24 protein-coding genes are annotated in these 22,281 nt (G+C 71.0%); 11 read left to right on the top strand and 13 right to left on the bottom strand.

The features are described 5' to 3' along the window. Positions 1 to 207 precede the first annotated feature (207 nt). The 4 genes from AB0M43_RS29045 to nadA all read right to left on the bottom strand — a co-directional run bounded on the left by AB0M43_RS29045 (position 208) and on the right by nadA (position 4,351). Positions 208 to 717, bottom strand: a complete 510-nt coding sequence (locus AB0M43_RS29045) for a DinB family protein (protein WP_363728956.1) — start codon at positions 715 to 717, stop codon at positions 208 to 210. 245 nt (positions 718 to 962) lie between these two features. Continuing rightward, a complete protein-coding gene (locus AB0M43_RS29040) occupies positions 963 to 1,550 on the bottom strand; it encodes a DUF3043 domain-containing protein (RefSeq protein WP_363728955.1) in 588 nt (195 codons plus the stop codon). Positions 1,551 to 1,648: 98 nt separating this feature from the next. After that, entirely contained in the window at positions 1,649 to 3,019 is a 1,371-nt protein-coding gene (gene murA, locus AB0M43_RS29035) for a UDP-N-acetylglucosamine 1-carboxyvinyltransferase (RefSeq protein WP_363728954.1), read from the bottom strand. 165 nt (positions 3,020 to 3,184) lie between these two features. Continuing rightward, positions 3,185 to 4,351 carry a quinolinate synthase NadA gene (nadA, locus tag AB0M43_RS29030; protein WP_363728953.1) on the bottom strand — a complete coding sequence of 389 codons (1,167 nt, stop codon included), beginning with the start codon at positions 4,349 to 4,351 and terminating at the stop codon, positions 3,185 to 3,187. A gap of 75 nt (positions 4,352 to 4,426) precedes the next feature. Between nadA and AB0M43_RS29025 the strand changes: the two genes are divergently transcribed. The 3 genes from AB0M43_RS29025 (at position 4,427) to AB0M43_RS29015 (ending at position 7,106) form a co-directional block, all read left to right on the top strand. Beyond that, positions 4,427 to 5,521, top strand: coding sequence for a glycerate kinase (locus AB0M43_RS29025; protein WP_363728952.1), 1,095 nt, complete (start codon positions 4,427 to 4,429; stop codon positions 5,519 to 5,521). A gap of 112 nt (positions 5,522 to 5,633) precedes the next feature. Further along, the gene (gene erpA / locus AB0M43_RS29020; protein ID WP_363728951.1) at positions 5,634 to 5,999 is read left to right on the top strand and encodes an iron-sulfur cluster insertion protein ErpA; all 366 of its coding nucleotides are present in this window, start codon (positions 5,634 to 5,636) and stop codon (positions 5,997 to 5,999) included. Between the two features lie 129 nt (positions 6,000 to 6,128). Next, on the top strand, positions 6,129 to 7,106 hold the full coding sequence (locus tag AB0M43_RS29015; protein ID WP_363728950.1) for a carbohydrate kinase family protein: 978 nt from the start codon (positions 6,129 to 6,131) through the stop codon (positions 7,104 to 7,106). 72 nt (positions 7,107 to 7,178) lie between these two features. Here AB0M43_RS29015 and AB0M43_RS29010 read toward each other — a convergent pair whose 3' ends face one another. Together AB0M43_RS29010 and AB0M43_RS29005 are read right to left on the bottom strand one after the other, a co-directional pair. Beyond that, entirely contained in the window at positions 7,179 to 7,403 is a 225-nt protein-coding gene (locus AB0M43_RS29010; RefSeq protein ID WP_363728949.1) for a sulfurtransferase TusA family protein, read from the bottom strand. Continuing rightward, positions 7,400 to 8,494: an aminotransferase class V-fold PLP-dependent enzyme gene (locus AB0M43_RS29005; protein WP_363728948.1), complete on the bottom strand. Its 1,095-nt coding sequence runs from the start codon at positions 8,492 to 8,494 to the stop codon at positions 7,400 to 7,402. Before AB0M43_RS29005 ends, AB0M43_RS29010 begins: the two co-directional genes overlap by 4 nt. A gap of 196 nt (positions 8,495 to 8,690) precedes the next feature. On the opposite strand from AB0M43_RS29005, the gene coxB reads away from it, so the two are divergent. Then, positions 8,691 to 9,542, top strand: a complete 852-nt coding sequence (coxB, locus tag AB0M43_RS29000) for a cytochrome c oxidase subunit II (protein ID WP_363728969.1) — start codon at positions 8,691 to 8,693, stop codon at positions 9,540 to 9,542. 14 nt (positions 9,543 to 9,556) lie between these two features. Further along, a complete protein-coding gene (locus AB0M43_RS28995) occupies positions 9,557 to 10,042 on the top strand; it encodes a cytochrome c oxidase subunit 4 (RefSeq protein ID WP_363728947.1) in 486 nt (161 codons plus the stop codon). Positions 10,043 to 10,111: 69 nt separating this feature from the next. Here AB0M43_RS28995 and trpD read toward each other — a convergent pair whose 3' ends face one another. After that, positions 10,112 to 11,155 (bottom strand): anthranilate phosphoribosyltransferase, encoded by a 1,044-nt coding sequence (trpD, locus tag AB0M43_RS28990; RefSeq protein ID WP_363728946.1) that lies wholly within the window; start codon positions 11,153 to 11,155, stop codon positions 10,112 to 10,114. 27 nt (positions 11,156 to 11,182) lie between these two features. Then, positions 11,183 to 11,575 carry a hypothetical protein gene (locus tag AB0M43_RS28985; protein WP_363728945.1) on the bottom strand — a complete coding sequence of 131 codons (393 nt, stop codon included), beginning with the start codon at positions 11,573 to 11,575 and terminating at the stop codon, positions 11,183 to 11,185. 116 nt (positions 11,576 to 11,691) lie between these two features. Between AB0M43_RS28985 and AB0M43_RS28980 the strand changes: the two genes are divergently transcribed. The 4 genes from AB0M43_RS28980 to AB0M43_RS28965 are packed head-to-tail and all read left to right on the top strand — an operon-like array spanning position 11,692 to position 15,810. Further along, positions 11,692 to 12,306, top strand: coding sequence for a heme-copper oxidase subunit III (locus AB0M43_RS28980; protein ID WP_363728944.1), 615 nt, complete (start codon positions 11,692 to 11,694; stop codon positions 12,304 to 12,306). A 35-nt stretch (positions 12,307 to 12,341) separates the two neighbouring features. Then, positions 12,342 to 13,142, top strand: a complete 801-nt coding sequence (locus AB0M43_RS28975) for a cytochrome c (protein WP_363728943.1) — start codon at positions 12,342 to 12,344, stop codon at positions 13,140 to 13,142. Then, positions 13,139 to 14,245, top strand: a complete 1,107-nt coding sequence (locus tag AB0M43_RS28970; protein WP_363728942.1) for a Rieske 2Fe-2S domain-containing protein — start codon at positions 13,139 to 13,141, stop codon at positions 14,243 to 14,245. Before AB0M43_RS28975 ends, AB0M43_RS28970 begins: the two co-directional genes overlap by 4 nt. Then, on the top strand, positions 14,242 to 15,810 hold the full coding sequence (locus AB0M43_RS28965) for a cytochrome bc complex cytochrome b subunit (protein WP_363728941.1): 1,569 nt from the start codon (positions 14,242 to 14,244) through the stop codon (positions 15,808 to 15,810). The genes AB0M43_RS28970 and AB0M43_RS28965 overlap by 4 nt, the downstream gene beginning before the upstream one ends. A 56-nt stretch (positions 15,811 to 15,866) precedes the next feature. Here the strand turns inward: AB0M43_RS28965 and AB0M43_RS28960 are convergent, their stop codons facing one another. The 4 genes from AB0M43_RS28960 to AB0M43_RS28945 form a co-directional block, all read right to left on the bottom strand. Beyond that, a complete protein-coding gene (locus tag AB0M43_RS28960) occupies positions 15,867 to 17,117 on the bottom strand; it encodes an ATP-grasp domain-containing protein (RefSeq protein WP_363728940.1) in 1,251 nt (416 codons plus the stop codon). Between the two features lie 160 nt (positions 17,118 to 17,277). Next, entirely contained in the window at positions 17,278 to 18,297 is a 1,020-nt protein-coding gene (locus AB0M43_RS28955) for an S-adenosylmethionine:tRNA ribosyltransferase-isomerase (protein WP_363728939.1), read from the bottom strand. Continuing rightward, on the bottom strand, positions 18,294 to 18,767 hold the full coding sequence (locus AB0M43_RS28950; RefSeq protein ID WP_363728938.1) for a hypothetical protein: 474 nt from the start codon (positions 18,765 to 18,767) through the stop codon (positions 18,294 to 18,296). Before AB0M43_RS28950 ends, AB0M43_RS28955 begins: the two co-directional genes overlap by 4 nt. Then, positions 18,764 to 19,435, bottom strand: a complete 672-nt coding sequence (locus AB0M43_RS28945; RefSeq protein ID WP_363728937.1) for an SDR family oxidoreductase — start codon at positions 19,433 to 19,435, stop codon at positions 18,764 to 18,766. The genes AB0M43_RS28950 and AB0M43_RS28945 overlap by 4 nt, the downstream gene beginning before the upstream one ends. 145 nt (positions 19,436 to 19,580) lie before the next feature. Between AB0M43_RS28945 and AB0M43_RS28940 the strand changes: the two genes are divergently transcribed. Together AB0M43_RS28940 and AB0M43_RS28935 are read left to right on the top strand one after the other, a co-directional pair. Then, positions 19,581 to 20,711, top strand: coding sequence for a GAF domain-containing sensor histidine kinase (locus tag AB0M43_RS28940; RefSeq protein ID WP_363728936.1), 1,131 nt, complete (start codon positions 19,581 to 19,583; stop codon positions 20,709 to 20,711). 98 nt (positions 20,712 to 20,809) lie between these two features. Beyond that, a complete protein-coding gene (locus AB0M43_RS28935) occupies positions 20,810 to 21,442 on the top strand; it encodes a response regulator transcription factor (RefSeq protein WP_363728935.1) in 633 nt (210 codons plus the stop codon). Positions 21,443 to 21,740: 298 nt separating this feature from the next. Here the strand turns inward: AB0M43_RS28935 and AB0M43_RS28930 are convergent, their stop codons facing one another. Continuing rightward, positions 21,741 to 22,271, bottom strand: coding sequence for an FKBP-type peptidyl-prolyl cis-trans isomerase (locus AB0M43_RS28930; RefSeq protein ID WP_363728934.1), 531 nt, complete (start codon positions 22,269 to 22,271; stop codon positions 21,741 to 21,743). Between the last annotated feature and the right edge of the window lie 10 nt (positions 22,272 to 22,281).

The following is a 22,281-nucleotide window of genomic DNA, read 5'->3' as shown; positions in this document are numbered from 1 at the left end:
GTAGGACGCCGCCGGACACAATTTCCCTTAGGGGCCCACCAGACATGGTGGGCCCCTAAGGCATTTCCCAGGCCCGACCCCCAAAGGGTCGGGCCCTTTGGCGTTTGTCGGCGCGGTCTGCCCCGAGGTTTGGCTGTCGTCGGCTCGGCTCGGCTCGGCCTGGCTCGGCTCGGACGCCAATTCCGCCCGGCGGTTCGGGTGCGGTTCTCAGGCGCCGGTGCTGCCGTCGAGGCTCTCGCGGAGCAGGTCGGCGTGGCCGTTGTGGCGGGCGTACTCCTCGAGGACTCGGAGCACGATCCAGCGGAGGGTCACGGAGGTGCCGTCGGCGCGTACGCCCAGGTCGTCGAGGGAGGCCGCGGACACGATGTCCCGGGAGAGGTCGCAGGCTTCGCGCCAGGTGGCCAGTACCGCGGAAGGGTCTGCGGTGTTGAGGTCTTCGAAGTCGCCGTCCGGGTTCTCCGCGCTGAAGTAGAGCGGCGGGAGGTCGAGGGAACCGTAACGGTTGGCGATCCAGAGCCGTTCGGTGTCGGCTAGGTGGCGCATGATGCCGAGCAGGGACAGCCGGGACGGGGTGACGGGGCGGTCCCGGAGCTGGTCGGCGGTGAGCCCGGCGCACTTGCGTTCGAGGGTGGCGCGGTGGAAGTCGAGGTACCCGCTGAGGCTGGTCTTCTCGCCGGCGATCTGGGGCGGCTCCGCCCGGGAGGGGGATGAGGTCACCCCCGCATCATGGCCCGACGGGACCCGCCGGCACAAAGAACCCAGGTGAGAGAGGTCACCGAGAGGCCGCTGCCGCACCAGTGTGGGTCGTCATCGACGGTAGGTGAGAGGTGTCACCGAAGGATCGAACGGTGCGGGGCGCCGCGCCCGAATACCGACGGGGTGGAGGGTGCCGCCGGTAGGAGCCGGGTATGGGGAAGCCCGCCCGGCGTGGGTGCCGGGCGGGCTCTCGTGGTGCGGTGGGGCTAGATCGCGTCGCCGATCTTGACGGCGGGCTTGGGCATCCGCAGCTTGCGGAACGTGATGGAGCGCATGATCGCGTACATGAAGAGGCCGGGCTTGCGCTGTTCCGTCTTGGGGAACCGCTCCCACACCATCTTGCCGACCTTGCGCGACAGGAGGACCGAGTCGCCGACGAACAGGACGGCGATCACGAGCCAGAGCAGCTGGGAGGTCGTCTGGACGATCAGCGGCCACGCTGGGTTGGTGCCGACCAGGATCAGCAGGGCGGCGGCGAAGAACCAGGTGCCGACGGTGCGGCGGGAGTCGACGATGTCGCGGACGAGCTTGCGCTCCGGGCCGCGGTCGCGGGGGAGCAGGTACTTCTCCTCGCCGCGCAGCATGCCGGCCCGCTCGTCGGCCCGGTCGGCCATCCGGATCGCGCGGGCCCGCTTGGCGGCCTCGCGGCGGTTGGTCGGCGGCGGCTCGACGGGCTTGCGGGACTGCGCGACGCTCCGCTTGGGGGTCGGCCGGCCCTTGCCGGGGGTGCGGTTCTTGACCCCGGCCTGGGCCTCGCCCTCGGCGGGCACGGCGTCGGTGGCGACCTCGGTCACGGGCGCGTCCTCGGTCTTTTCGCGGCGACTGAACACAGAAGGCACACTTTCTCTGGCTAGCTTGCTCTCCTGCGAGAGTAGCCGGGAAACGGGGGAGGCTACGCGGGGCGTTCGGTGCGGGCGCCGAGGGCGGCGAGCTTGCCGTCGAAGTCCTCGTACCCGCGGACGATGTAGTGGTCGACGCCGTAGACCCGGGAGGTGCCCTCGGCGGCCAGGGCCGCGATCACGTGGCTGAAGCCGGCGCGCAGGTCGGGGATCTCCAGGTCGGCCGCGTACAGCTTGCTCGGGCCGGCGATGACCGCGGAGTGCAGGAAGTTCCGGCGGCCCCAGCGGCAGGGGGTGCCGCCGAGGCATTCCCGGTACAGCTGGATGTTGGCGCCCATCTTGTTCAGGGCCTCGGTGTAGCCGAACCGGCGCTCGTACACCGTCTCGTGCACGATCGACAGGCCCCGGGCCTGGCTGAGCGCCACGACGAGCGGCTGCTGCCAGTCGGTCATGAAGCCGGGGTGCACGTCGGTCTCCAAGGCCACGGCCTTCAGCTCGTCGCCCGGGTGCCAGAACCGGATCCCCGCGTCGAGCACCTCGAAGGCGCCGCCGACGGACCGGAACGTGTTCAGGAAGGTCATCATGTCGACCTGGTTGGCACCCCGGACGAACACGTCGCCCTTGGTGGCCAGCGCGGCGGCGGCCCAGCTGGCGGCCTCGATCCGGTCGGGGATCGGGCGGTGGTTGTACCCGCCGAGCTTCTCCACGCCCTGGATCTCGATCACCCGGTTGGTGTGCACCTTGATGATCGCGCCCATCTTCTGCAGGATGCAGATCAGGTCCACGATCTCGGGCTCCACGGCCGCGTTGCGCAGCTCGGTGATGCCCTCGGCGAGCACGGCGGTGAGCAGGACCTGCTCGGTCGCGCCGACCGACGGGTACGGCAGCTCGAACTTGGTGCCCCGCAGCCGCTCGGGCGCGGTCAGGTGCAGCCCGTCGGGGGTCTTGTCGATCGTCGCGCCGAACTGGCGGAGCGCCTCCAGGTGGAAGTCGATCGGCCGGTCACCGATCTTGCAGCCGCCCAGGTCGGGGATGAACGCGTGGCCGAGCCGGTGCAGCAGCGGGCCGCAGAGCAGGATCGGGATCCGGCTGGAACCGGCGTGCACGTTGATCTCGTCGGTGCTGGCGCGCTCGACGTTGCTCGGGTCGAAGACGAGCTCGCCCTCGGGGCCGGTGTCGACCCGGACGCCGTGGATCTCCAGCAGGCCCCGGATGATGCCGACGTCGCTGATGTTGGGGACGTCGTAGAGCCGGCTGACGCCGGTGCCGAGCACCGAGGCCACCATCGCCTTGGAGATCAGGTTCTTCGCGCCCCGGACCTGGACTTCGCCCCGTAGCGGCGCACCTCCGTGCACCACGAGCATGTCCTCGGTCACGTTGCCTCCACCTGGTCGCCGGCTTGCTGACACACAAAGGCCGAGCATACCCGCACACATCGACGGCCCACGCGGTCGGCGACGTGTCGTGGATCGCTACCGCTGGCCGGGCGGCACCGTGGCCGACACGAGGGCACCGACGCCGCGACCGACCGCTACGACGCGGGCGGCTGAGCGTCACGACGGGGCGGTACAGCCCCGGGCGGTTCCGCGCTACGGCAGGGCGAGCATCCGGTCCAGGGCGGTCCGGGCGTGCCGGGAGGTCTCCGGGTCGACGGTGATCTGGTTGGGGATTCGCCCGGCGACGAGCTCCTCCAGCGACCAGACCAGGTGCGGCAGGTCGATCCGGTTCATCGTCGAGCAGTAGCAGACGGTCTTCTCCAGGAACATGACCTCTTTGTCCGGGTGGGCGTTGCCCAGGCGGCGGACGAGGTTCAGCTCGGTGCCGATGGCCCAGGACGAGCCGGGCTCGGCGGCGTCGAGGGCCCGGATGATGTACTCCGTCGAGCCCACGTAGTCGGCGGCCTGGACGACCTCGTGCCGGCACTCGGGGTGCACGAGCACGTTGACGTCGGGTCGCTGGCGGCGGACCTCCTGGACGTTCTCCAGGGTGAACCGGCCGTGCACGGAGCAGTGCCCGCGCCACAGGATCATCTTCGCGTTCGTCAGCTGCTCGGCGGTGAGGCCGCCGTTCTTCTTGTGCGGGTCGTACAGCACGCAGTCGTCGAGGGTCAGGCCCATCTCTCCGACGGCGGTGTTGCGGCCCAGGTGCTGGTCGGGGAGGAACAGCACCTTCTCGCCGCGCTCGAACGCCCAGTCCAGCGCGCGCTTGGCGTTGGAGGAGGTGCACACCACGCCGCCGTTGCGGCCGACGAAGCCCTTGATGTCGGCGGAGGAGTTCATGTACGTCACGGGGACGGTGCGGTCGGCGATGCCCAGGTCGGCCAGCGCGTCCCAGCAGTCCTCCACCTGGCCGAGGACGGCCATGTCGGCCATGGAGCAGCCGGCGGCCAGGTCGGGCAGCACGACCCGCTGGGCGGGGGTGGTGAGGATGTCGGCGGACTCAGCCATGAAGTGCACGCCGCAGAACACGATGAACTCGGCGTCGGGGCGGGCCGCGGCCTGCTGGGCCAGCTTGAACGAGTCGCCGGTCACGTCGGCGAACTCGATGACCTCGTCGCGCTGGTAGTGGTGGCCGAGGACGAAGACCCGGTCGCCGAGGGCGGCCTTGGCGGCGCGGGCGCGCTCGACCAGGCCGGGGTCGCTGGGGGCCGGGAGGTCGCCGGGGCAGTCGACACCGCGCTCGGAGCCGGGGTCGCTGCCCCGACCGAGCAACAGGAGCGCGGTGGCCGTCGGGGAGGGTTCCTGCCATTGAGTCACGCCCCAATCCTGCCACGGGCTGGGACGCGCGGGTGATCCGTGCCCGACACCGGGGGCGGGTGCGAGGATCGGTGGGTGCGAGTTCTCATCTGCCCTGACAAGTTCGCCGGCACGCTGTCGGCACCCGACGTCGCCGAGGCCCTCCGGGCGGGCTGGGCGAGCGTCGCCGCCGCCGACGAGATCGTCTGCCGGCCCCTGGCCGACGGGGGACCCGGATTCCTGGAGGTACTGGGGGTTCTGGGTGGTTCCGTCCTCCCGGTGGCCACCACGGACCCGCTGGGCCGGCCGGTACCCGGCTCGGTGTTGCTCGTGGGGTCCACCGCCTACGTGGAGAGCGCCCAGGCGACCGGTCTGCACCTGCTCACCGAGGCCGAACGGGACCCGAACGTGACGTCCTCGCACGGACTGGGGCTGCTGGTCAGGGCCGCCGTGGACGCCGGGGCCACCGAGGTCGTGATCGGCCTGGGCGGTTCAGCGACGAACGACGCCGGCGCGGGGATGCTCGCCGCGCTCGGCCTGGTGCCGGTGGACGCCGACGACGTGCCGCTGCCCCCGGGCGGGGCGGCGCTGGCCCGGTGCGCGGCGCTGGTCGGCTCGCCGAAGCTCGACGGTGTGACCTTGGTCGCCGCCACGGACGTGGACAACCCGCTGGCGGGGCTGCACGGGGCGAGCAACGTGTTCGGGCCGCAGAAGGGCGCCTCCCGGGAGGACGTCCTGCGGCTGGACGCGGCGCTGGAGCGCTTCGGCGGCGTACTCGGAAACGGGGTCGACAAGGCCCCGGGCGCGGGTGCCGCCGGGGGGATCGGGGCGGCGATCTTCGCGCTCGGCGGGCGCCGGGAGTCCGGGATCGACCTGGTCAGGGCCCTGATCGGGCTGGACGCGGCCATGGACGGGGTCGGCCTGGTGATCACCGGGGAGGGCTCGTTCGACGCCCAGTCGCTGCGCGGGAAGGTCGTCTCCGGGGTCGCGGAGGCCGCCGCCGAGCAGGGCGCGCCGTGTGTCGTGGTCGCGGGCCGCTCCACGGTCGGCCGGAAGGAGGCCGCCTCGGCGGGTATCACGGAGATCCACTCGCTCGTGGAGCACTTCGGGGACGTGGGCCGTGCGATGGCGGAGCCCTCGGTGGGGCTTTTCGCCATCGGTGCCCGGCTCGCCGAACAGTGGGGCAGGTAACGACCTCGGGCTGGGACGAGCCCGCCGACATGTGCGACCATGAGAAATACCGCCGCGACGACGGACGTTGTACGAGGCGGACCTATCACCAGGCACGCCAGGGAGTACCAACGTGACCGTTTCGGAGACCACCGAGAAGACCGAGGTCAAGGCTGAGAACGTCGGTGTCACTGACGCCGCCGCCGCCAAGGTCAAGGCCCTGATCGAGCAGGAAGGCCGTGAGGACCTGCGCCTGCGGATCGCGGTGCAGCCGGGCGGTTGTTCTGGCCTGCGCTACCAGCTCTTCTTCGACGAGCGTTCGCTCGACGGCGACGTCGTCAGCGAGTACGACGGCTTCGAGGTCGTCGTGGACCGGATGAGCATCCCGTACCTCGCGGGTGCCTCGATCGACTTCGTCGACAAGATCGACCAGCAGGGTTTCACCATCGACAACCCGAACGCCGGCGGCTCCTGCGCCTGCGGCGACTCGTTCCACTAGGCGATATCCCTCCATCGCGTGACGCCGGGCGACCGGCGTCGCGGGAGGATGAAAAGCCCTGCTTCTGGCGGGGCTTTTCGCATGTTCGGTACTCTGTCGCGGCGTTGTCCGTACCCGAAAGGTCTATCGATGAAGATCGCAGTCACAGGTTCGATTGCCACCGACCACCTCATGCACTTCCCGGGGCGGTTCGCGGAGCAGCTCCTCGCGGACCAGCTGCACAAGGTCTCGCTGTCCTTCCTCGTCGACGACCTGGTGGTCCGCCGGGGCGGGGTCGCGGCCAACATCGCCTTCGGGATGGGCCAGCTGGGCCTCAACCCGCTGCTGGTCGGCGCGGTCGGCGCCGACTTCGACGACTACCGGTCCTGGCTGCGCCGGCACGGGGTCGACTGTGACTCCGTGCACATCAGCGAGATCGCGCACACCGCGCGGTTCGTGTGCACCACGGACAACGACATGAACCAGATCGCCTCGTTCTACGCCGGCGCGATGTCCGAGGCCCGGGAGATCGAGCTGGGCCCGATCGCGGACCGGGTGGGCGGGCTCGACCTCGTCCTCGTCGGCGCGAACGACCCCGAAGGGATGCTGCGGCACTCCGACGAGTGCCGGCAGCGCGGGATCCCGTTCGCGGCGGACCCGTCGCAGCAGCTCGCCCGGATGAGCGGCGAGGACGCGCTGCGGCTGATCGAGGGCGCGAAGATCCTCTTCACGAACGAGTACGAGAAGAGCCTGCTGGAGAGCAAGACGGGGCTGTCCGACGCCGAGGTGCTGGCGAAGGTCGAGATCCGGGTCACCACGCTCGGCAAGGACGGCGTGGAGATCACCGGGCGGGGCATGGAGCGTCTGCACGTGCCGGTGGCCAAGGAGATCGCGGCGTACGACCCGACCGGCGTGGGTGACGCGTTCCGGGCCGGGTTCCTGTCGGGGCTGTCGTGGGGGCTGCCGCTGGAGCGGTCCGCGCAGATCGGGTCGCTGCTGGCCACGCTGGTGCTGGAGACGGTCGGGACCCAGGAGTACGAGGTGAAGCCGGCCGGGTTCCTGGAGCGGCTCGCGGACTCCTACGGGGATGTGGCCGCCGCTGAGGTGCGGCCGTTCCTCGCGGCCTAGTTCCCGGGCCGCCGCAGGGGCGTCTCCAGGCCCCGGCTCGGCGCTGAGCTGCGACGGGTCGGCCGCGCGTCGTCAGCTCGTTCGTCGCACGTCGAAGGCGGGCGCACCGTTCACGGTGTGCCCGCCGACGTATTCCTGCCCCCGCATCCGGCACCACGCGGGGATGTCGTTGGCGGCGGCCGGGTCGTCGGCGAGCACCCGGAGCACGTCGCCCACCGCCACGGTCGGCAGCCGTTTGGCCAGGGCGATCACCGGCAGCGGGCAGCGCTGACCGAGGCAGTCGATGACGATCGTCACACCCCGGCCTCCTTCCGCAGTCCGGCGACGACCTCCGGCAGGGCCGCGAGGAACCCGTCGACGTCGTCCGGGGTGGTCTCCCGGTGCAGGGACACCCGGACGTTGCCGTGGCTCAGGGCGCCCATCGCGACGAGCACGTGGCTCGGGTGCAGGGTGGACGACGTGCAGCTCGAACCGGAGGACACGGCGAAGCCGCGCCGGTCGAGGGCGTGCAGCAGGGCCTCGCCGTCGATGTACAGGCAGGAGAAGGTCACCAGGTGCGGGAGCCGGTCGTCCGGGTCGCCGATCACCTCGACGTCGGGGATCAGGGCCACCACGGCGCGGATCCGGTCGACGAGGGCCCGCAGCCGGGTGTCCTCCGCGCCGGCCTCGGCGAGCACGGCGCGCAGCGAGGCCGCGGCCGCCACGATGGAGGGCAGGTCCCGGCCCGGTTCGCGTTCGTCGGCGGGGCCGGGGCGGCGCCAGCGGGTGCCCTTGCGCACGACGAGCAGGCCGACGCCGGGCGGGCCGCCCCACTTGTGCGCGCTGCCGGTGAGCAGGGACCAGCCGGGGGGTACCGGCATCCGGCCGAGGGACTGGGCGGCGTCCACGTACAGGGGGACGCCGTGTGCCGCGCAGACCGCCGCGGCGTCCGCGACCGGCTGGACCGTACCCACCTCGTGGTTCGCGCTCATCAGGGCCGCCACGGCCGTCTCAGGGTCGATCGCGGCCGACCACGCGGCGAGGTCCACCCGGCCGAGCCGGTCGACGGGCACCTCGACGGCGGGGCCGAGCGCGGCGGCGTGCAGGACGGCGGAGTGTTCGACGGCCGAGTGCACGACGGACTCGCGGCGGCGGCCCCGGCGGGCGCCCTCGATCGCCAGGTGCGCGGCCTGGGTGCCGCTGGCGCAGAACGTCAGCTCGTCGGGGCGCACCCCGAGGCACTCGGCGGTGGTGGCGCGGGCCGCGTCGAGGAGCTGGCGGGCGCGGCGGGCCTGGGTGTACAGCCGGGCGGGGTCGGCCCAGCCGTCGGTGAGGGCGGCGGCCCAGGCCTCCCGCGCCACGGGGTGCAAAGGAGCCGATGAGGCCGCGTCGAGATAGCCGCTGCGCATACCCTGAACGTAGCCTGTGCGAACGCGCGCGGGGCGATGCCCGACCTTTGTTCGGGGCCGGACACGCCGACCCCCAGCCAGGTCGGGTGTCCGTAGTCAAGTACTCTGCGACCGTCAAGACGACCTTGCCGTATTCGGTGTTCGCGGCGTTCCAAGGAGGCAGGAGCCGGTGGTCGACAACTCTCCCGGTCATGGGATGGGCCTGCGGCGTATCGCCGGACTGGCCACTGGTGGCGTCGCCCTCGTGATGCTGCTCGGCGGCTGCACGGTCGACGACGCGTTCCACTTCGGCTGGCCCAAGGGTGGCATCACCCCGCAGTCCGAGCGCATGTACGACCTGTGGATCGGTTCCGTCATCGCCGCGTTCATCGTCGGCATCCTGGTGTGGGGCCTGATCTTCTGGTGCATCGTGCGCTACCGGAAGAAGGGCGACGCGTTGCCGCCGCAGACGCGGTACAACGCGCCGATGGAGGTGCTGTACTCGGTACTGCCCTTCCTGATCGTCGCCGTGCTGTTCTACTACACCGCGATCGCGCAGACGTACGTGAACAAGATCGACCCGAACCCGGCGGTCACCGTCGAGGTCGTGTCCTTCAAGTGGAACTGGCAGTTCCGCTACCTCGGCCAGAACGGCCCCGACGGTCAGCCCGTCGACACCATCGGCTCGACCGACTACGTGCCGGTCCTCGTGGTGCCGGTCGGCAAGACGATCGAGTTCAAGCAGGTCAGCAAGGACGTCATCCACTCGTTCTGGGTGCCGGAGATCCTGTTCAAGCGCGACCAGATCCCGGGCGTCACCAACAAGTTCCAGGTGACGGTCAAGCGTGAGGGCGCGTTCGTCGGCCGGTGCGCGGAGCTGTGCGGCACGTACCACTCGATGATGAACTTCGAACTTCGTGCCGTGTCGCCGGAGAACTACGAGAAGTTCCTCGCCGCGAAGAAGGCCGGCAAGAGCACCCCCGAGGCGCTCGAGGCCGCCGGCGAGGAGCCGATCGCGACGACGACCTCGCCGTTCACGACCAAGCGCGACGCGCGCACGACGAGCTGAGCGGGGCGTAACCGATGAGGACCGAATACAAGATCTTCGGCATGGTCGCCGTGTTCATCTACGCGTCGGCAGGGTTCTACGCGTGGTACTCCGAGCACTACATGGTCGCCGAGGACAGCATCGACGCGGCGCAGAAGCACATGGACTGGATCGGCGTCGTCGCCCTCATCCTGTCCGGCACGCTGTGCATGATGTGCGCGCTGTACTTCTGGTTCGTGGCCCGCCGGATCGACCTGCGCCCCGAGGACCGCGAGGACGCGGAGATCCACGAGGGCGCCGGCGAGATCGGCTTCTTCTCCCCGGGCAGCTACTGGCCCTTCGGGCTGGCGCTGTCCGCCGCGCTCGCCGGGATGGGCGTCGTGTTCTGGAAGCCGTGGCTGATCGGCCTCGGCGGCGTGGCGATCATCGCGGCCACCGCGGGCCTGCTGTTCGAGTACTACACGGGTGCGCAGAAGGCCTACGAGGCCGGGCACGCGGGCGAGCGTCCCGAGCACATCTGATCCACATGAGGAAGGCCCCCACCGGATGGTGGGGGCCTTCCTCATGTCTGGGTGGGCGGGCCGGCCGGGCTACTCGGCGGCGCGGGCCGTGTTGGCCGCGGCGACCCAGCGCTCCAGGAGCCGCGCAGCGGCCCCGGAGTCGATGGCCTCGGCCGCACGCACCAGACCCCTGCGCAGCGCCCCCTGGAGGTCGCTGAGGCCCTCGTAGGCCGCCAGGCCGGCGGCGGCGTTCATCAGGACCGCGTCGCGCACCGGGCCCGTCTCACCGGCCAGCAGGCGGTGCGTGACGGCGGCGTTGAAGTCCGCGTCGGCCCCGCGCAGCGCGTCGGGCTCGGACCGGGCGATGCCGAAGTCCAGGGCGTCGAGGACCGACTCGGTGACCCGGCCGTCGCTGACCGCCCAGACCCGGGTCGGGGCGCCCGTGGTGAACTCGTCGAGACCGTCCTCGCCGCGCAGGACGAGGACGGAGTCGCCGCGGCGGGCGTACACCTCGGCCATGACCGGGGCCATCGACTCGTCGAAGCAGCCGACGGCCGCCGCCCGGGGCCGGGCCGGGTTGGCCAGCGGGCCGAGGAAGTTGAACGCGGTGGGCACTCCCAGCTCGCGGCGGGGGACGGCGGCGTGCCGCATGCCCGGGTGGAACCGGGCCGCGAAGCAGAAGCCGATCCCGACCTCGCGGACGCAGGCGGCCACGCCGTCGGGGCCCAGGTCGAGCGGGATGCCCAGGTGTTCGAGCAGGTCGGCGGCCCCGCACAGCGAGGAGGCCGACCTGCTGCCGTGCTTGACCACCCTGGTCCCGGTACCGGCGATCACCAGCGCGGCCATGGTCGAGATGTTCACGGTGTGCGCCCGGTCGCCGCCCGTGCCGACGATGTCCACGGCGTCGCGGTCGACGTCCACGTTCGGGGCGTGTTCGAGCATCGCCCCGACCAGGCCGGTCATCTCGGTCGCGGTGGGACTCTTCGCCCGGAGCGCGACCGCGAACCCGGCGATCTGCGCGGGCGTGGCCTCCCCGGACATGATCTCGCCCATGGCCCAGGCGGTGTCCGCGCTGGACAGCTCGCCGCCGGTGAGCAGCGTCGTGAGCAGGTGCGGCCAGGTGCGGGTGCCCATGACGGCCTCCGGGATGAGGGGGGCTGGCTAGATCTTGCGCTTGCGGAGCAGGTCGGCGACGACGCCGGCCGTCTCCATCGGGTCGATCGGGTGCATGATCGTCGCCTCGACGTTCGCGTACGAGGCCAGCCACCGGTCGGCCGCCCGCGCGATCACGAGGAGGACCGGGGGGGAGTCGGTGTAGTCGTCCTTGACCTGGCGGGCGATGCCCGTGCCACCGGCGGGGGCGGCCTCGCCGTCGAGGACCAGCAGATCGATCTCGGAGCCGTCCAGGGTCCGCAGCACCGCGCCGTGCGTGTCCGCCTCGACGAACGTCACCGCGACGTCGTCGGCGGGCCGCGGGCCGATGGCGAGACGCATCCGCTCGCGGATGAGCTGGTCGTCGCTGTACAGCAGGACGGTGTACTTCTGAGCAGTCATCTCGCCAGGCTCCCACGGGTGCGGGTATGGAACGATCGGATCGTACTAGTCGACGCGACACGCGGTTATTCCCACCCCGGCGTACCCCGGGGCGATCTAGGGGCAATAATGGCCCCGTGACAGCCGCCTCAGCCATCGAGAAGAGCCGGATCCACTCCCTGACCCGTCCGAACATGGTCAGTGTGGGGACGATCGTCTGGCTCTCGAGCGAACTCATGTTCTTCGCGGCCCTGTTCGCGATGTACTTCTCCATCAGGGCAGCCATGCCGAACGCCCACCCGGGTCTCTGGGAGGAGCAGACGGAGAAGCTCAACGTGACCTACGCGTTGGTCTTCACCGTGATCCTGGTCCTCTCCTCCGTGACCTGCCAGTTCGGCGTGTTCGCGGCGGAACGGGGTGACGCGCACAAGCTGCGGATCTGGTTCACGATCAGCTTCCTCATGGGGTTGGCGTTCGTGCTGGGTCAGGCGAACGAGTACCGCAACCTGGTCCTGCACGAGAACATCACCCTCCCCGGCGACGGGTACGGGACGGTGTTCTACCTGACGACAGGCTTCCACGGTCTGCACGTGACCGGCGGGCTCATCGCGTTCATCTTCGTGATGATCCGCACCACGCTCTCGCGCTTCACGCCCGCGCAGGCGACCTCCGCGATCGTCGTGTCGTACTACTGGCACTTCGTCGACGTGGTCTGGATCGCCCTGTTCGCCATGATCTACTTCCTGAAGTGACGATGAACCTCGTCGAGCGACCGCAAGGTGACGACATGACCTCAGAGAAGCCACCTCTCCGCCGCGTGCCGAGCAAGCTGCGCCGGCGGATCGGTGCCGCTGCCAGGATGCTGGCCGCGCTGGCCCTTGCCGGCGGTGTCTACGCAGCGCTCATCCCCAGCTCCCAGGCCGACGACGGCGCCCAGGCGACCCTGTCGGCCAAGGCCGAGGAGGGTAAGCGGCTCTACGACGTCAGCTGCATCACCTGCCACGGCCCCGACGGCCAGGGTGTCCAGGACCGCGGCCCGAGCCTGATCGGCGTCGGTTCCGCCGCCGTCGAGTTCCAGGTCAGCACCGGCCGGATGCCGATGGCGGCCCAGGGCGCCCAGGCTCCGAAGAAGGCCCCGGTCTTCAACGACGAGCAGACCAAGGCGCTCGGCGAGTACATCCAGGAGCTCGGCGGCGGCCCGCAGCTCCCGGGCGAGTACAAGAGCGAGAACCTGGCCAACGGTGGCCGGCTGTTCCGGGTCAACTGCTCCCAGTGCCACGGGTACACCGGTGGCGGCGGCGCGCTGTCGTCCGGCAAGTACGCGCCCTCGCTGGGGGAGGCGACCTCCGCGCAGCTGTACGGCGCGATGCTGACCGGCCCGCAGAACATGCCCGTGTTCGGTGACAACCAGCTCACTCCGCAGGAGAAGAAGGACGTCATCGCGTACGTGGAGTACATGCGGTCGGACATGGACCCGGGCGGCTTCGGACTGGGCCGGCTCGGCCCGGTGACCGAGGGCCTGGCGATCTTCGTGGTCGGCATCACTTTCTTGATCTTCGCAAGCCTCTGGATCGCAGGGAAGTCATGAGCAGTCAGGACAACAACAGCACCTTCGACCCGGAGGACCCGTCACTGACGCGGTTCGACCTGGTCCGCGAGGGGGCGCGGCGCGACGGGGTGGAGATCGTCCACTACGAGCCCCGGTTCCCGGTGCCGGGCACCAAGGCCGAGAAGCGCGTCGAGCGCAACATCGCCCTGTGGTTCCTCGCCACCGGCGTCGGCGCCCTGGTCTTCGTCGTGGCCTACATCTGGTGGCCGTGGGAGTACCACGCGGGCTCCGGGCGGGACAAGTTCTACACCCCGATCCTCGGCGTCGGCCTCGGGCTGGCCCTGCTCGGCCTGGGTGCCGCGCAGATCATCTGGGCCAAGCGGCTGCTCCCCTCGGAGATCTCGGTCCAGGACCGGCACAACGAGGTCGACACCACCGAGCAGAAGCTGACCGGGGTGACGCTGCTCAACATGAACGACGAGCTCGGCGTGACCCGGCGGCGTCCGCTGCTCAAGGGTGCGCTGGCCTTCGGCATGCTGCCGCTGGGCGCGGCGGCGATCGTCCCGCTGGGCGGCATGATCAAGGACCCGCACAAGGGCGAGCCGCTCATGAAGACCGGCTTCGACGCGAAAGAGTTCAACAAGGGCAAGCCGGTGCGCCTGGTCCGTGAGGACGGCACCCCGGTCCGGCCGCAGGACGTCAGCGTCGGCGGTCAGATCACGGCGTTCCCGGGCGTCGACCACGGCACGACCAACGTGCACGCCGACTCGCCGACCCTGCTGATCCACCTGCGCGACGACGACGCGCGGGAGGCCCGCAAGAACCTCGCGAACAAGGCGGTCAACGCGCTGACGGACGCGAACGACCCGAACAGCGGCGGCATGTGGGAGAACTTCGTCGCGTACTCGAAGATCTGCACGCACCTGGGTTGCCCCGCGAGCCTCTACGAGCAGCAGACGAACCGGCTGCTGTGCCCGTGCCACCAGTCGCAGTTCCAGATCACGGACAACGCCAAGCCGATCTTCGGCCCGGCGACGCGGCGGCTGCCGATGCTGCCGATCACGGTGGACGAAGAGGGCTTCTTCGTCGCCAAGTCCGACTACAAGGTGCCGGTCGGCGCGGCCTTCTGGGAGCGGCCATGAAGACGAAGAAGATCGACCTCGCCACGCTGCCGAAGCGCAGCGCGCTCCAGATCGACGAGCGGTTCCACATGGCCACCCCGATGCGGCGGCTGTTCAACAAGGTCTTCCCGGACCACTGGTCGTTCCTGCTCGGTGAGATCGCGCTCTACTCGTTCATCGTGCTGCTCCTCACGGGTACGTTCCTGAGCCTGTTCTTCGACCCCTCCATGGAGGAGGTCATGTACAACGGCGTGTACACGCCGTTGAACGGCATCGAGATGTCGAAGGCCTACGAGTCGACGCTGGACATCTCGTTCGAGGTGCGCGGCGGCCTGATCATGCGGCAGATGCACCACTGGGCGGCGCTGCTGTTCATGGCCGCGATCGTGATCCACATGCTCCGGGTGTTCTTCACCGGCGCGTTCCGCAAGCCGCGCGAGGCCAACTGGATGATCGGCTTCCTGCTGTTCTGGCTGGGCTTCATGGAGGGTCTGTTCGGGTACTCGATCCCGGACGACGGCCTGTCCGGTACCGGTCTGCGGGTCATCAACGCGATCACCCAGTCGATCCCCGTGATCGGCTCCTGGGCCGGGTTCGCCCTGTTCGGCGGGGAGTTCCCCGGCACGGTGATCATCCCGCGGTTCTACATCCTGCACGTGCTGATCTTCCCGGCGATCATCCTCGGGCTGATCGCCGCGCACATGGGTCTGCTGGTCAAGCAGAAGCACACCCAGTGGCCGGGACCGGGTCGGACCAACGAGAACGTCGTCGGTGTCCGGATGTTCCCCGGGTTCGCCATGAAGGGCGGCGGCTTCTTCATGATCACCTTCGCGGTGATCGCGTTCATGGGCGGCGTGTTCCAGATCAACCCGATCTGGCTGTTCGGGCCGTACCAGGCCAGCGTCATCTCCTCGGCCAGCCAGCCCGACTGGTACGTCATGTTCCTCGACGGCATCGCCCGACTGTGGCCGGCCTGGGAGATCCGGGTGTTCGACCACACGATCCCGCCGATCTTCTGGGCGGCCGTGATCCTGCCGGGCGTCATCGTGCACCTGGGCCTGCTGTACCCGTTCCTCGAGGCCCGGTTCATGAAGGACAAGGCGCACCACCACCTGCTGCAGCGGCCGCGTGACGTGCCGGTGCGGACGGGCCTGGGCGCCATGGCCGTCACGTTCTACATGGTGCTGTTCCTGTCGGGCGGCAACGACGTGATCGCCCAGCACTTCGACATCAGCCTGAACGCGATGACCTGGGCGGGCCGGATCCTGCTGCTGCTGGCCCCGCCGGCGGCGTACTGGATCACGTACCGGATCTGCCTGGGCCTCCAGCAGCACGACCGCGAGGTCCTGGCGCACGGCATCGAGACGGGCATCATCAAGCGGGCCCCCGACGGCCGCTTCTACGAGGTGCACCAGCCGCTCGGCCCCGTCGACGAGCACGGCCACGGCCTGCTGGAGTACGAGGGCGCGGCGATCCCGAAGAAGATGAACAAGATCGGTGCCCTCGGGCCGGCGGTCAAGGGCTTCTTCATCCCGCGCGAGCTTCCGCCTCCGCCTCCGGCGAAGAAGGAACTGGTCGACAAGTAGGTCAGTAACGAGGAGGGGCCCCGCGCGCAGCGCGGGGCCCCTTTCGCTCGTACCCGTCAGACGAACTTGACCTTCAGGGTGTCGATCGCGTCCTGGGCGGCGGCCAGCGCCGTGGCCGGGGACTCGCCCCGGGCCACCGCCAGGCCGGCCCGGTCCCACGAGCTGCGCAGCTCGTGCACCCGGCCGCCGGGCTGGACCAGCATGTCGACCTGGAGCACGCCGGGCTGCTCGCGGGCCTCGTCCAGGCCGTCGACGCTGAGCACCTCGCCGGGCTCGGTGTGCAGGAACCAGATGGCCGCTCCGGCCGGCGCCTCGGCGGGCACCTCCCGGGACGGGGTCTCGTCCCGCATCACCTGGAAGTAGTACTCGACCATGTTGAAGGACCAGGCCTCGCGGATCAGATCCATGATCATGTCCCCGGGCATCCGGCCCGCGCACTCGACCAGGTAGATCGTGCCGTCGCGGACGATCCACTCGCAGTGCACGAAGCCGGTGTCGAACCCGACGGCGTCCATCAGGCGGACCGTCTCGGCGTTCAGGGCGGCCGTGAGCTCGGCGGGGATGTCCGCCGGCACGATGTGCCCGTTCTCCACCGGCTTGGGGCCCGGGATCAGCGCCTTGCCCGTGACGTTGGCGAACAGCGGCGCGCCCCCACGGAGCACCATCTCGACGCTGAACTCCTCGCCCTTGACGTACTCCTCGACGAGCATCCGCAGCGGGATCGCCCGGTCCGGGGTGGCGATCCCCTCGTCCTGGTCGAGGCAGTTCGTCCAGCCGGCGTCGATCTCGGCCGACTCGGCGAGGATCCGGGTACCGATCGCGGCCTGCCGGTTGGCGGGCTTGAGGATCGCCGGGCCCGGGTGCGCGGCCATGAACGCGCGCACCTCGTCGGGGCCGGCCACCGGCACGGACGCCGGGTTGGCGATCCCGGCCGCGCGGGCCACGAGCCGGAGCAGTTCCTTGTCCCGGAGCAGCGCGGCCGCGCCGTACGTCGCGCCGGCCACCCCGTAGCGCTCGGCGAGCCGGGCGGCGAACGGCACCGCGTAGTCGACGGCCGGAATGACCATGGACGGGTTCAGGTCACGGTACCGGTGAAAGAACTCGTCCGCCGCGGCGGGCAGATTGAAGTATTCGAATTCGATCGTGTCGGCGACGCAACGGGCGTCCGCGACTTTTGGTGCGGCGTCCTTCTTTCGGAACACGTCAGGCTCGTCGACAAAGATGACGGAGTCGGCCGGCTGGAACGTTTCCATGGTCTTGAGCAGGGCAACCACGAAACCGACCACCACCACGGGGCCAGTACTCATCGGCGGGACCTCCATGTATTCACTACTGTCGTTCTCGGTTCTCGGAAAGAAAACGCGACATAGCAAAATGGAACTCTGCCGGGTCGAATGGTGTCAAGGGTTCGCCCCCAATAGGGAGGCGTTAACGCTCCAAAGTGGGTCCTCGGTGGACAGATGCAATTTAGGGGAGGAGAAGGTTCAGGTCCCCGAATTCATGCCAGAGGTAGCCGGCCGCCACCGCCTCCGTGTACGCCCGGTCGAGCAGGGCGGTGCCGGAGATCGCGGCGAGCATGTCCAGGTGCGACGCGCGGGGCTCGTGCAGCCCGGTGAGCAGGCCGTCGACCACCCGGACCCCGCGCTCCGGGGTGATGATCAGATCGGTCCAGCCGGCCTTCGCGGCGACCGTGCCGTCCGGGCGGGCGGCGCTCTCCAGGGCCCGGACCGCCGTGGTGCCGACCGCGAGGACCCGCCCCGTGGCCTGGTTGACGACCCGCGCGGTGTGCTCGCTGACGGCGAACCGCTCCGGGTACGGCCGCTCGTGCGCCTCCGGCGACGCCACGCCGGTGTGCAGCAGCACCGGGACGATCAGGACACCGGCGGACACCAGGCGGGTGACCAGCTCGTGGGTGAACGGGCGGGCGGCGCTCGGCATCTCCGCGCTGCCGGGTTCGGTGCCGAAGACCGTCTGGTAGGAGGCGAGGGGCCAGGGGCGCGGGACGTAGCCGTAGCGGATGGGTTGGCCGTGTTCGCGCAGGTAGTCGGAGATCGGGGTGTCCGTCCTGAGCCCGGTGTCCGTCGTGACCTGGGCGTGCCAGAGGCGGCCCCGGGAGTAGGGGGCGGTCAGGGTGACCGTCGCGCCGCCGGGCAGGGCCAGGACGTCGCCGGCCCGGGCCGCCGAGTACTGCGCCAGTCCCCGGCGCAGCTCCACCAGCCACTGGCCGTCGGGCAGCTCGGTGGAGAAGTGCACCGACAGGTCCGAGCCGGGGACCCGCACGGCCGCCGGCATGGTGGCCGACGTGTTCACCACCAGCACGTCCCCGGGCTGGAGCAGGTCGGGCAGGTCGGTGAACCGGTGGTGGCCGACCTCGCCGGTGGCCCTGCGGCCGACCAGCAGCCGGACCCCGTCGCGGGTCAGGCCCCGGGCCTCCGGCGGGTCGTGCGCCTCCAGCTCGGCGGGCAGGACGAAATCCAGGACCGTCACGTCTCACTCCAGATCATCAGAGGGGTGCCGTCGGGGCCGGCGAGATCGAACCCGAAATGCCCTCGGGGGTACCGGCCGGGGGCGCGCCCGCCCAGGCGGCGGTGTTCGGCGTGGACGGCGGCGCGGGAGTCGAACTCGAAGGCGAGAGGGACCGGGGTGGTCGACCCGGGTGCCGGAGGTGGGCTGGGGGCCGTCCAGGCCGTCCAGGTGGCCGCCGGTCCGGATGCCGCGGGAACGGGTGCCCAGGTCGGAGTCGGTCCTGATATCCGGGCCGGGGCGGGCCCAGGTGACCAGGTCGTGGCCGGCCCGGGCGAGACCAGCTCGATGAACGCCGCCCCCGGCACCCGCAGCACCACCCCGCGCTCCCCGTCCCGCTCCCAGCCGTCCACCCCGGTCAGCCCCAGCCCGGTGTAGAACCGGGTGGCCGCGTCGAGGTCCGCCGTCGAGTACGGCAGCCACAGCGCCCTCATGCGAGCCGGACCCGACCCGAGGCCGGCCGGTCGCCGAGCAGCTTCAGGAACGCGGGCACCACGGACTCCGGCTCCGGCCGGTCGCTGATGTCCTCGCCCGGGAACGCGTCCTGGTGCATCCGGGTGCGCAGATCCCCCGGGTCGACCCACCAGACCCGCACCCCGGGCTCCTCGACGGCCAGCACGGCGCTGAGCAGGTCCAGCGCGGCCTTCGCGGAGCCGTAGCCGCCCCAGCCCTCGTACGGGGTCACGGCCGCGTCGGAGCTGATGTTGACCAGGGTGCCGGCGCGGGCCCGGAGCGTCGGGAGGGCGGCCTGGGCGAGGGCGAGCGGGGCGAGGACGTTCACCTCGTACACCTCGCGAAGTGCGCTTGTCGGGGTGGCGGCGACCGGCGGCAGCGGGCTCGGGCCGAGGATGCCGGCATTGTTGACCAGCAGGTCCAGCCCGCCCAGCTCCTCGGAGGCGGCCAGCACCGACTCCCGGTGCCACGAGTCGGTGACGTCGCCGGGCACGGCCACCGCCGCGCCGGCCGGCAACCGGCGGACCGCCGCGTCGAGGGTGTCGGCGTCCCGGCCGGTCAGGACGAGGCGCCAGCCGGCGTCGGCGAGGCCGGTGGCGAGTGCCAGGCCGAGGCCACGGGAAGCGCCGGTGATGATGGCGACGGACATCGCGTACCTCCTGGGGTTGGTGTGCCTCCGACGCTATGGCGGCGCGCGGCGCCCGCCATCGGACTTCGGGCGACGGCGGGATGGGACTTAGGTCGTAGGTCCCAGGGCCGATCCGGACGTCCGAGCTGGTGGGTACGGTGAGGGCATGAGCGATCTGGACCGGGCGGAGCTGCGCGAGGTGAGCGCTGCGGTCCTCGCCGTCACCTCGCACCTGTCCGCCCGCGACGTGCTGCAGACGATCGTCACGTCGGCCCGCAGACTCCTCGGCGCGGAGTACGCGGCACTCGGCGTCCCCGACGCGGCCGGTTCGTTCGCCGAGTTCGTGGTCGACGGGATCACCGACGCCGAGTGGGCGGCGATCGGCCCGCTGCCCCGCCAGCACGGGGTGCTCGGCGTGATGCTGCACGACCCGAAGCCGGTCCTGTTGGACAACATCAAGGACCACCCCGGCTTCGAGGGGTACTGGCCGGCGGCGCACCCCGACCTCACCGCCTTCCTCGGCATGCCGATCACCGACGGCGACGAGATCCTCGGCGGGTTGTACCTGGCCAACAAGCCCGGCGGGTTCACGGCCGCCGACTCCGAACTCCTGACCCTGCTCGCCGCGCACGCCGCGATCGCCCTGGTCAACGCCCGGCTGTACGAACGCGGCCGCGAGCTGTCCATCCTGGAGGAGCGGACCAGGATCGCCCGGGAACTGCACGACGCCGTCACCCAGAAACTGTTCAGCCTCCGACTCACCGCCGACGCCGCCAGCACCCTGCTGGAACGCGACCCCGCGCGCGCCGCCGAACAGCTGGCCACCGTCCGCCAACTCGCCGCCGAGGCCGTCGACGAACTGCACGCCGTGGTCACCGGCCTGCTCCCCGCCGAACTGGCCGGCGACGGCATGGCCCTCGCGCTCCGCAAACACGTCGAACTGCTCGACCGGGTGCACGACGCCGACGTCCGGTTCTCCGCCGGCGACCTGCCGCGCCTGTCCCCGCCGCAGCAGGAGGCCGTGTTCCGGATCGCCCAGGAGGCGCTGCACAACGCGCTACGGCACTCCGGGGCCGCCCTGGTCGACGTGGCGCTGTTCGCCCGGGACCGGGTCGTCCACCTGCTGGTCTCCGACAACGGCCGGGGCTTCGACCCCACCGAGGCCGGCCGGGCCACCCGTCGGCTCGGGCTCGCCTCGATGCGGGAGCGGGCCCGGGCCGCCGGCGGGAAGTTCACCGTGACGTCCGGGGCCGGCGGCACGACGATCCGGGTGGAGGTGCCCGACGATGGCCGGTGACGGGCCCGGGCGGAGACGTCCCACGGTGGCCGGTGAGGGGACGCGGGTGGAGCTGCCCACGATGGCCGGTGACGCGATCTGGGCGGAGGTGGCGCGCGATGGCCGGTGACCGGATCCGGGTCATGATCGTCGACGACCACCCTGTCGTCCGCCAGGGCCTGCGCACCTTCCTCGAGCTCCAGGACGACATCGCCGTCGTGGGCGAGGCCGGCGACGGCGACGAGTGCGTGGCCGTCGCCGACGACCTGCGGCCCGATGTGATCGTCCTCGACCTGAAGATGCCCGGGGCCGACGGCGTCGCCGCCCTGCGCGGGCTCTGGGAACGGGGCAACCCCGCCCGGGTGCTGGTCATCACCAGTTTCACCGAGCCCTCGGCCGTCCTGCCGGCGATGCGGGCCGGAGCCGCCGGGTACGTGTACAAGAACATCGACCCGCCCGCGCTCGCCGCCGCGATCCGGGCCGTGCACGCCGGGCACGTGCTGCTGCACCCCGACGTGGCACAGCTGCTCGCGCTGGGGGAGCGTTCGACCCCCGACGCCCGGCTCACCGCCCGGGAGCGCCAGGTCCTGGTGGAACTCGCCCGGGGGCACTCGAACCGGGAGGTCGCCCGGGAGCTCGGGTTGGCGGAGAAGACGGTGAAGACGCACGTCAGCGCGGTGTTGACGAAACTCGGCGTCCAGGACCGGACCCAGGCGGCCCTGTACGCGGTCCGCCACGGCTACCTCGACTAGCCGGGGCCGACGGGCGGCTCGCGGGCGGTGGCGGATCGGGGGCCGGGTCGGCCGGGCGGGGCTGCGTCAATGGTGCGGCGCCAGGTCGGGGCGCTGGGTGGAGCTGGCCCGAGCGGTGTGGGTCGTATCCGGGTGATGTGAGCCACTGCCGAGTCCGTTGCGCGTCTGACCGCTGGGCCGGCCCGGTCGCCGGGTAGCGCCGGGCTGAGTTCGCGGGACCGGGCCGGGGCGGGGGAGCGGTGTTGCCGGGCTGGAGGGTGGGCGCGGGCCCGGCGTACCCGTCGAGGGGGTTGCGGGGTTATGCGCCCGGGGTGACCTTGGCCGCGTCGACGACGAAGACCAGGGTCTCGCCGCCCTTGATGCCGCTGTTGCCGTCCGGGCCGTAGCCCTTGTCCGCAGGGATGATCAGGAGCCGCCGGGAGCCCTGCTTCATGCCGATCAGGCCCTCGTTCCAGCCGTCGATGACCCGGGCCTGGCCGACCGGGGCCACCTGGAAGGTCTGGCCGCGGTTCCAGGAGGCGTCGACCTCCTTCTTGTTGGACCAGGTGACGAGGAGGTAGTTCGTGTCCACGGCGTCGCCGGCCTTCACGACCGGGTCGCTGCCCGGGGTGAGGTCCTTCATCAGCAGCGTGGTCGGCGGGGCGCAGGTGTCCGGGATCGTCACCGTCGGGCGCTTGCCGGGCTCGCCGCCGACCTTCACGTCCTCGACGGTGCACGCGGCCTTGTCGGCGAGCGAGCCGGGGGACGCCGGGGCGTTGTCGGTGCCGCACGCGGCCGTGGTGAGGGCCGCGAGGGCCAGGACGACTACCGGCAGGGTTCCGCTACGCATGCCAGGAACC

It is taken from the genome of Longispora sp. NPDC051575, from assembly GCF_040681875.1.
Taxonomy (GTDB): domain Bacteria; phylum Actinomycetota; class Actinomycetes; order Mycobacteriales; family Micromonosporaceae; genus Longispora.
Note: the sequence above shows the minus strand (reverse complement) of the source record. Positions and strands in the feature narration are given on the sequence as shown.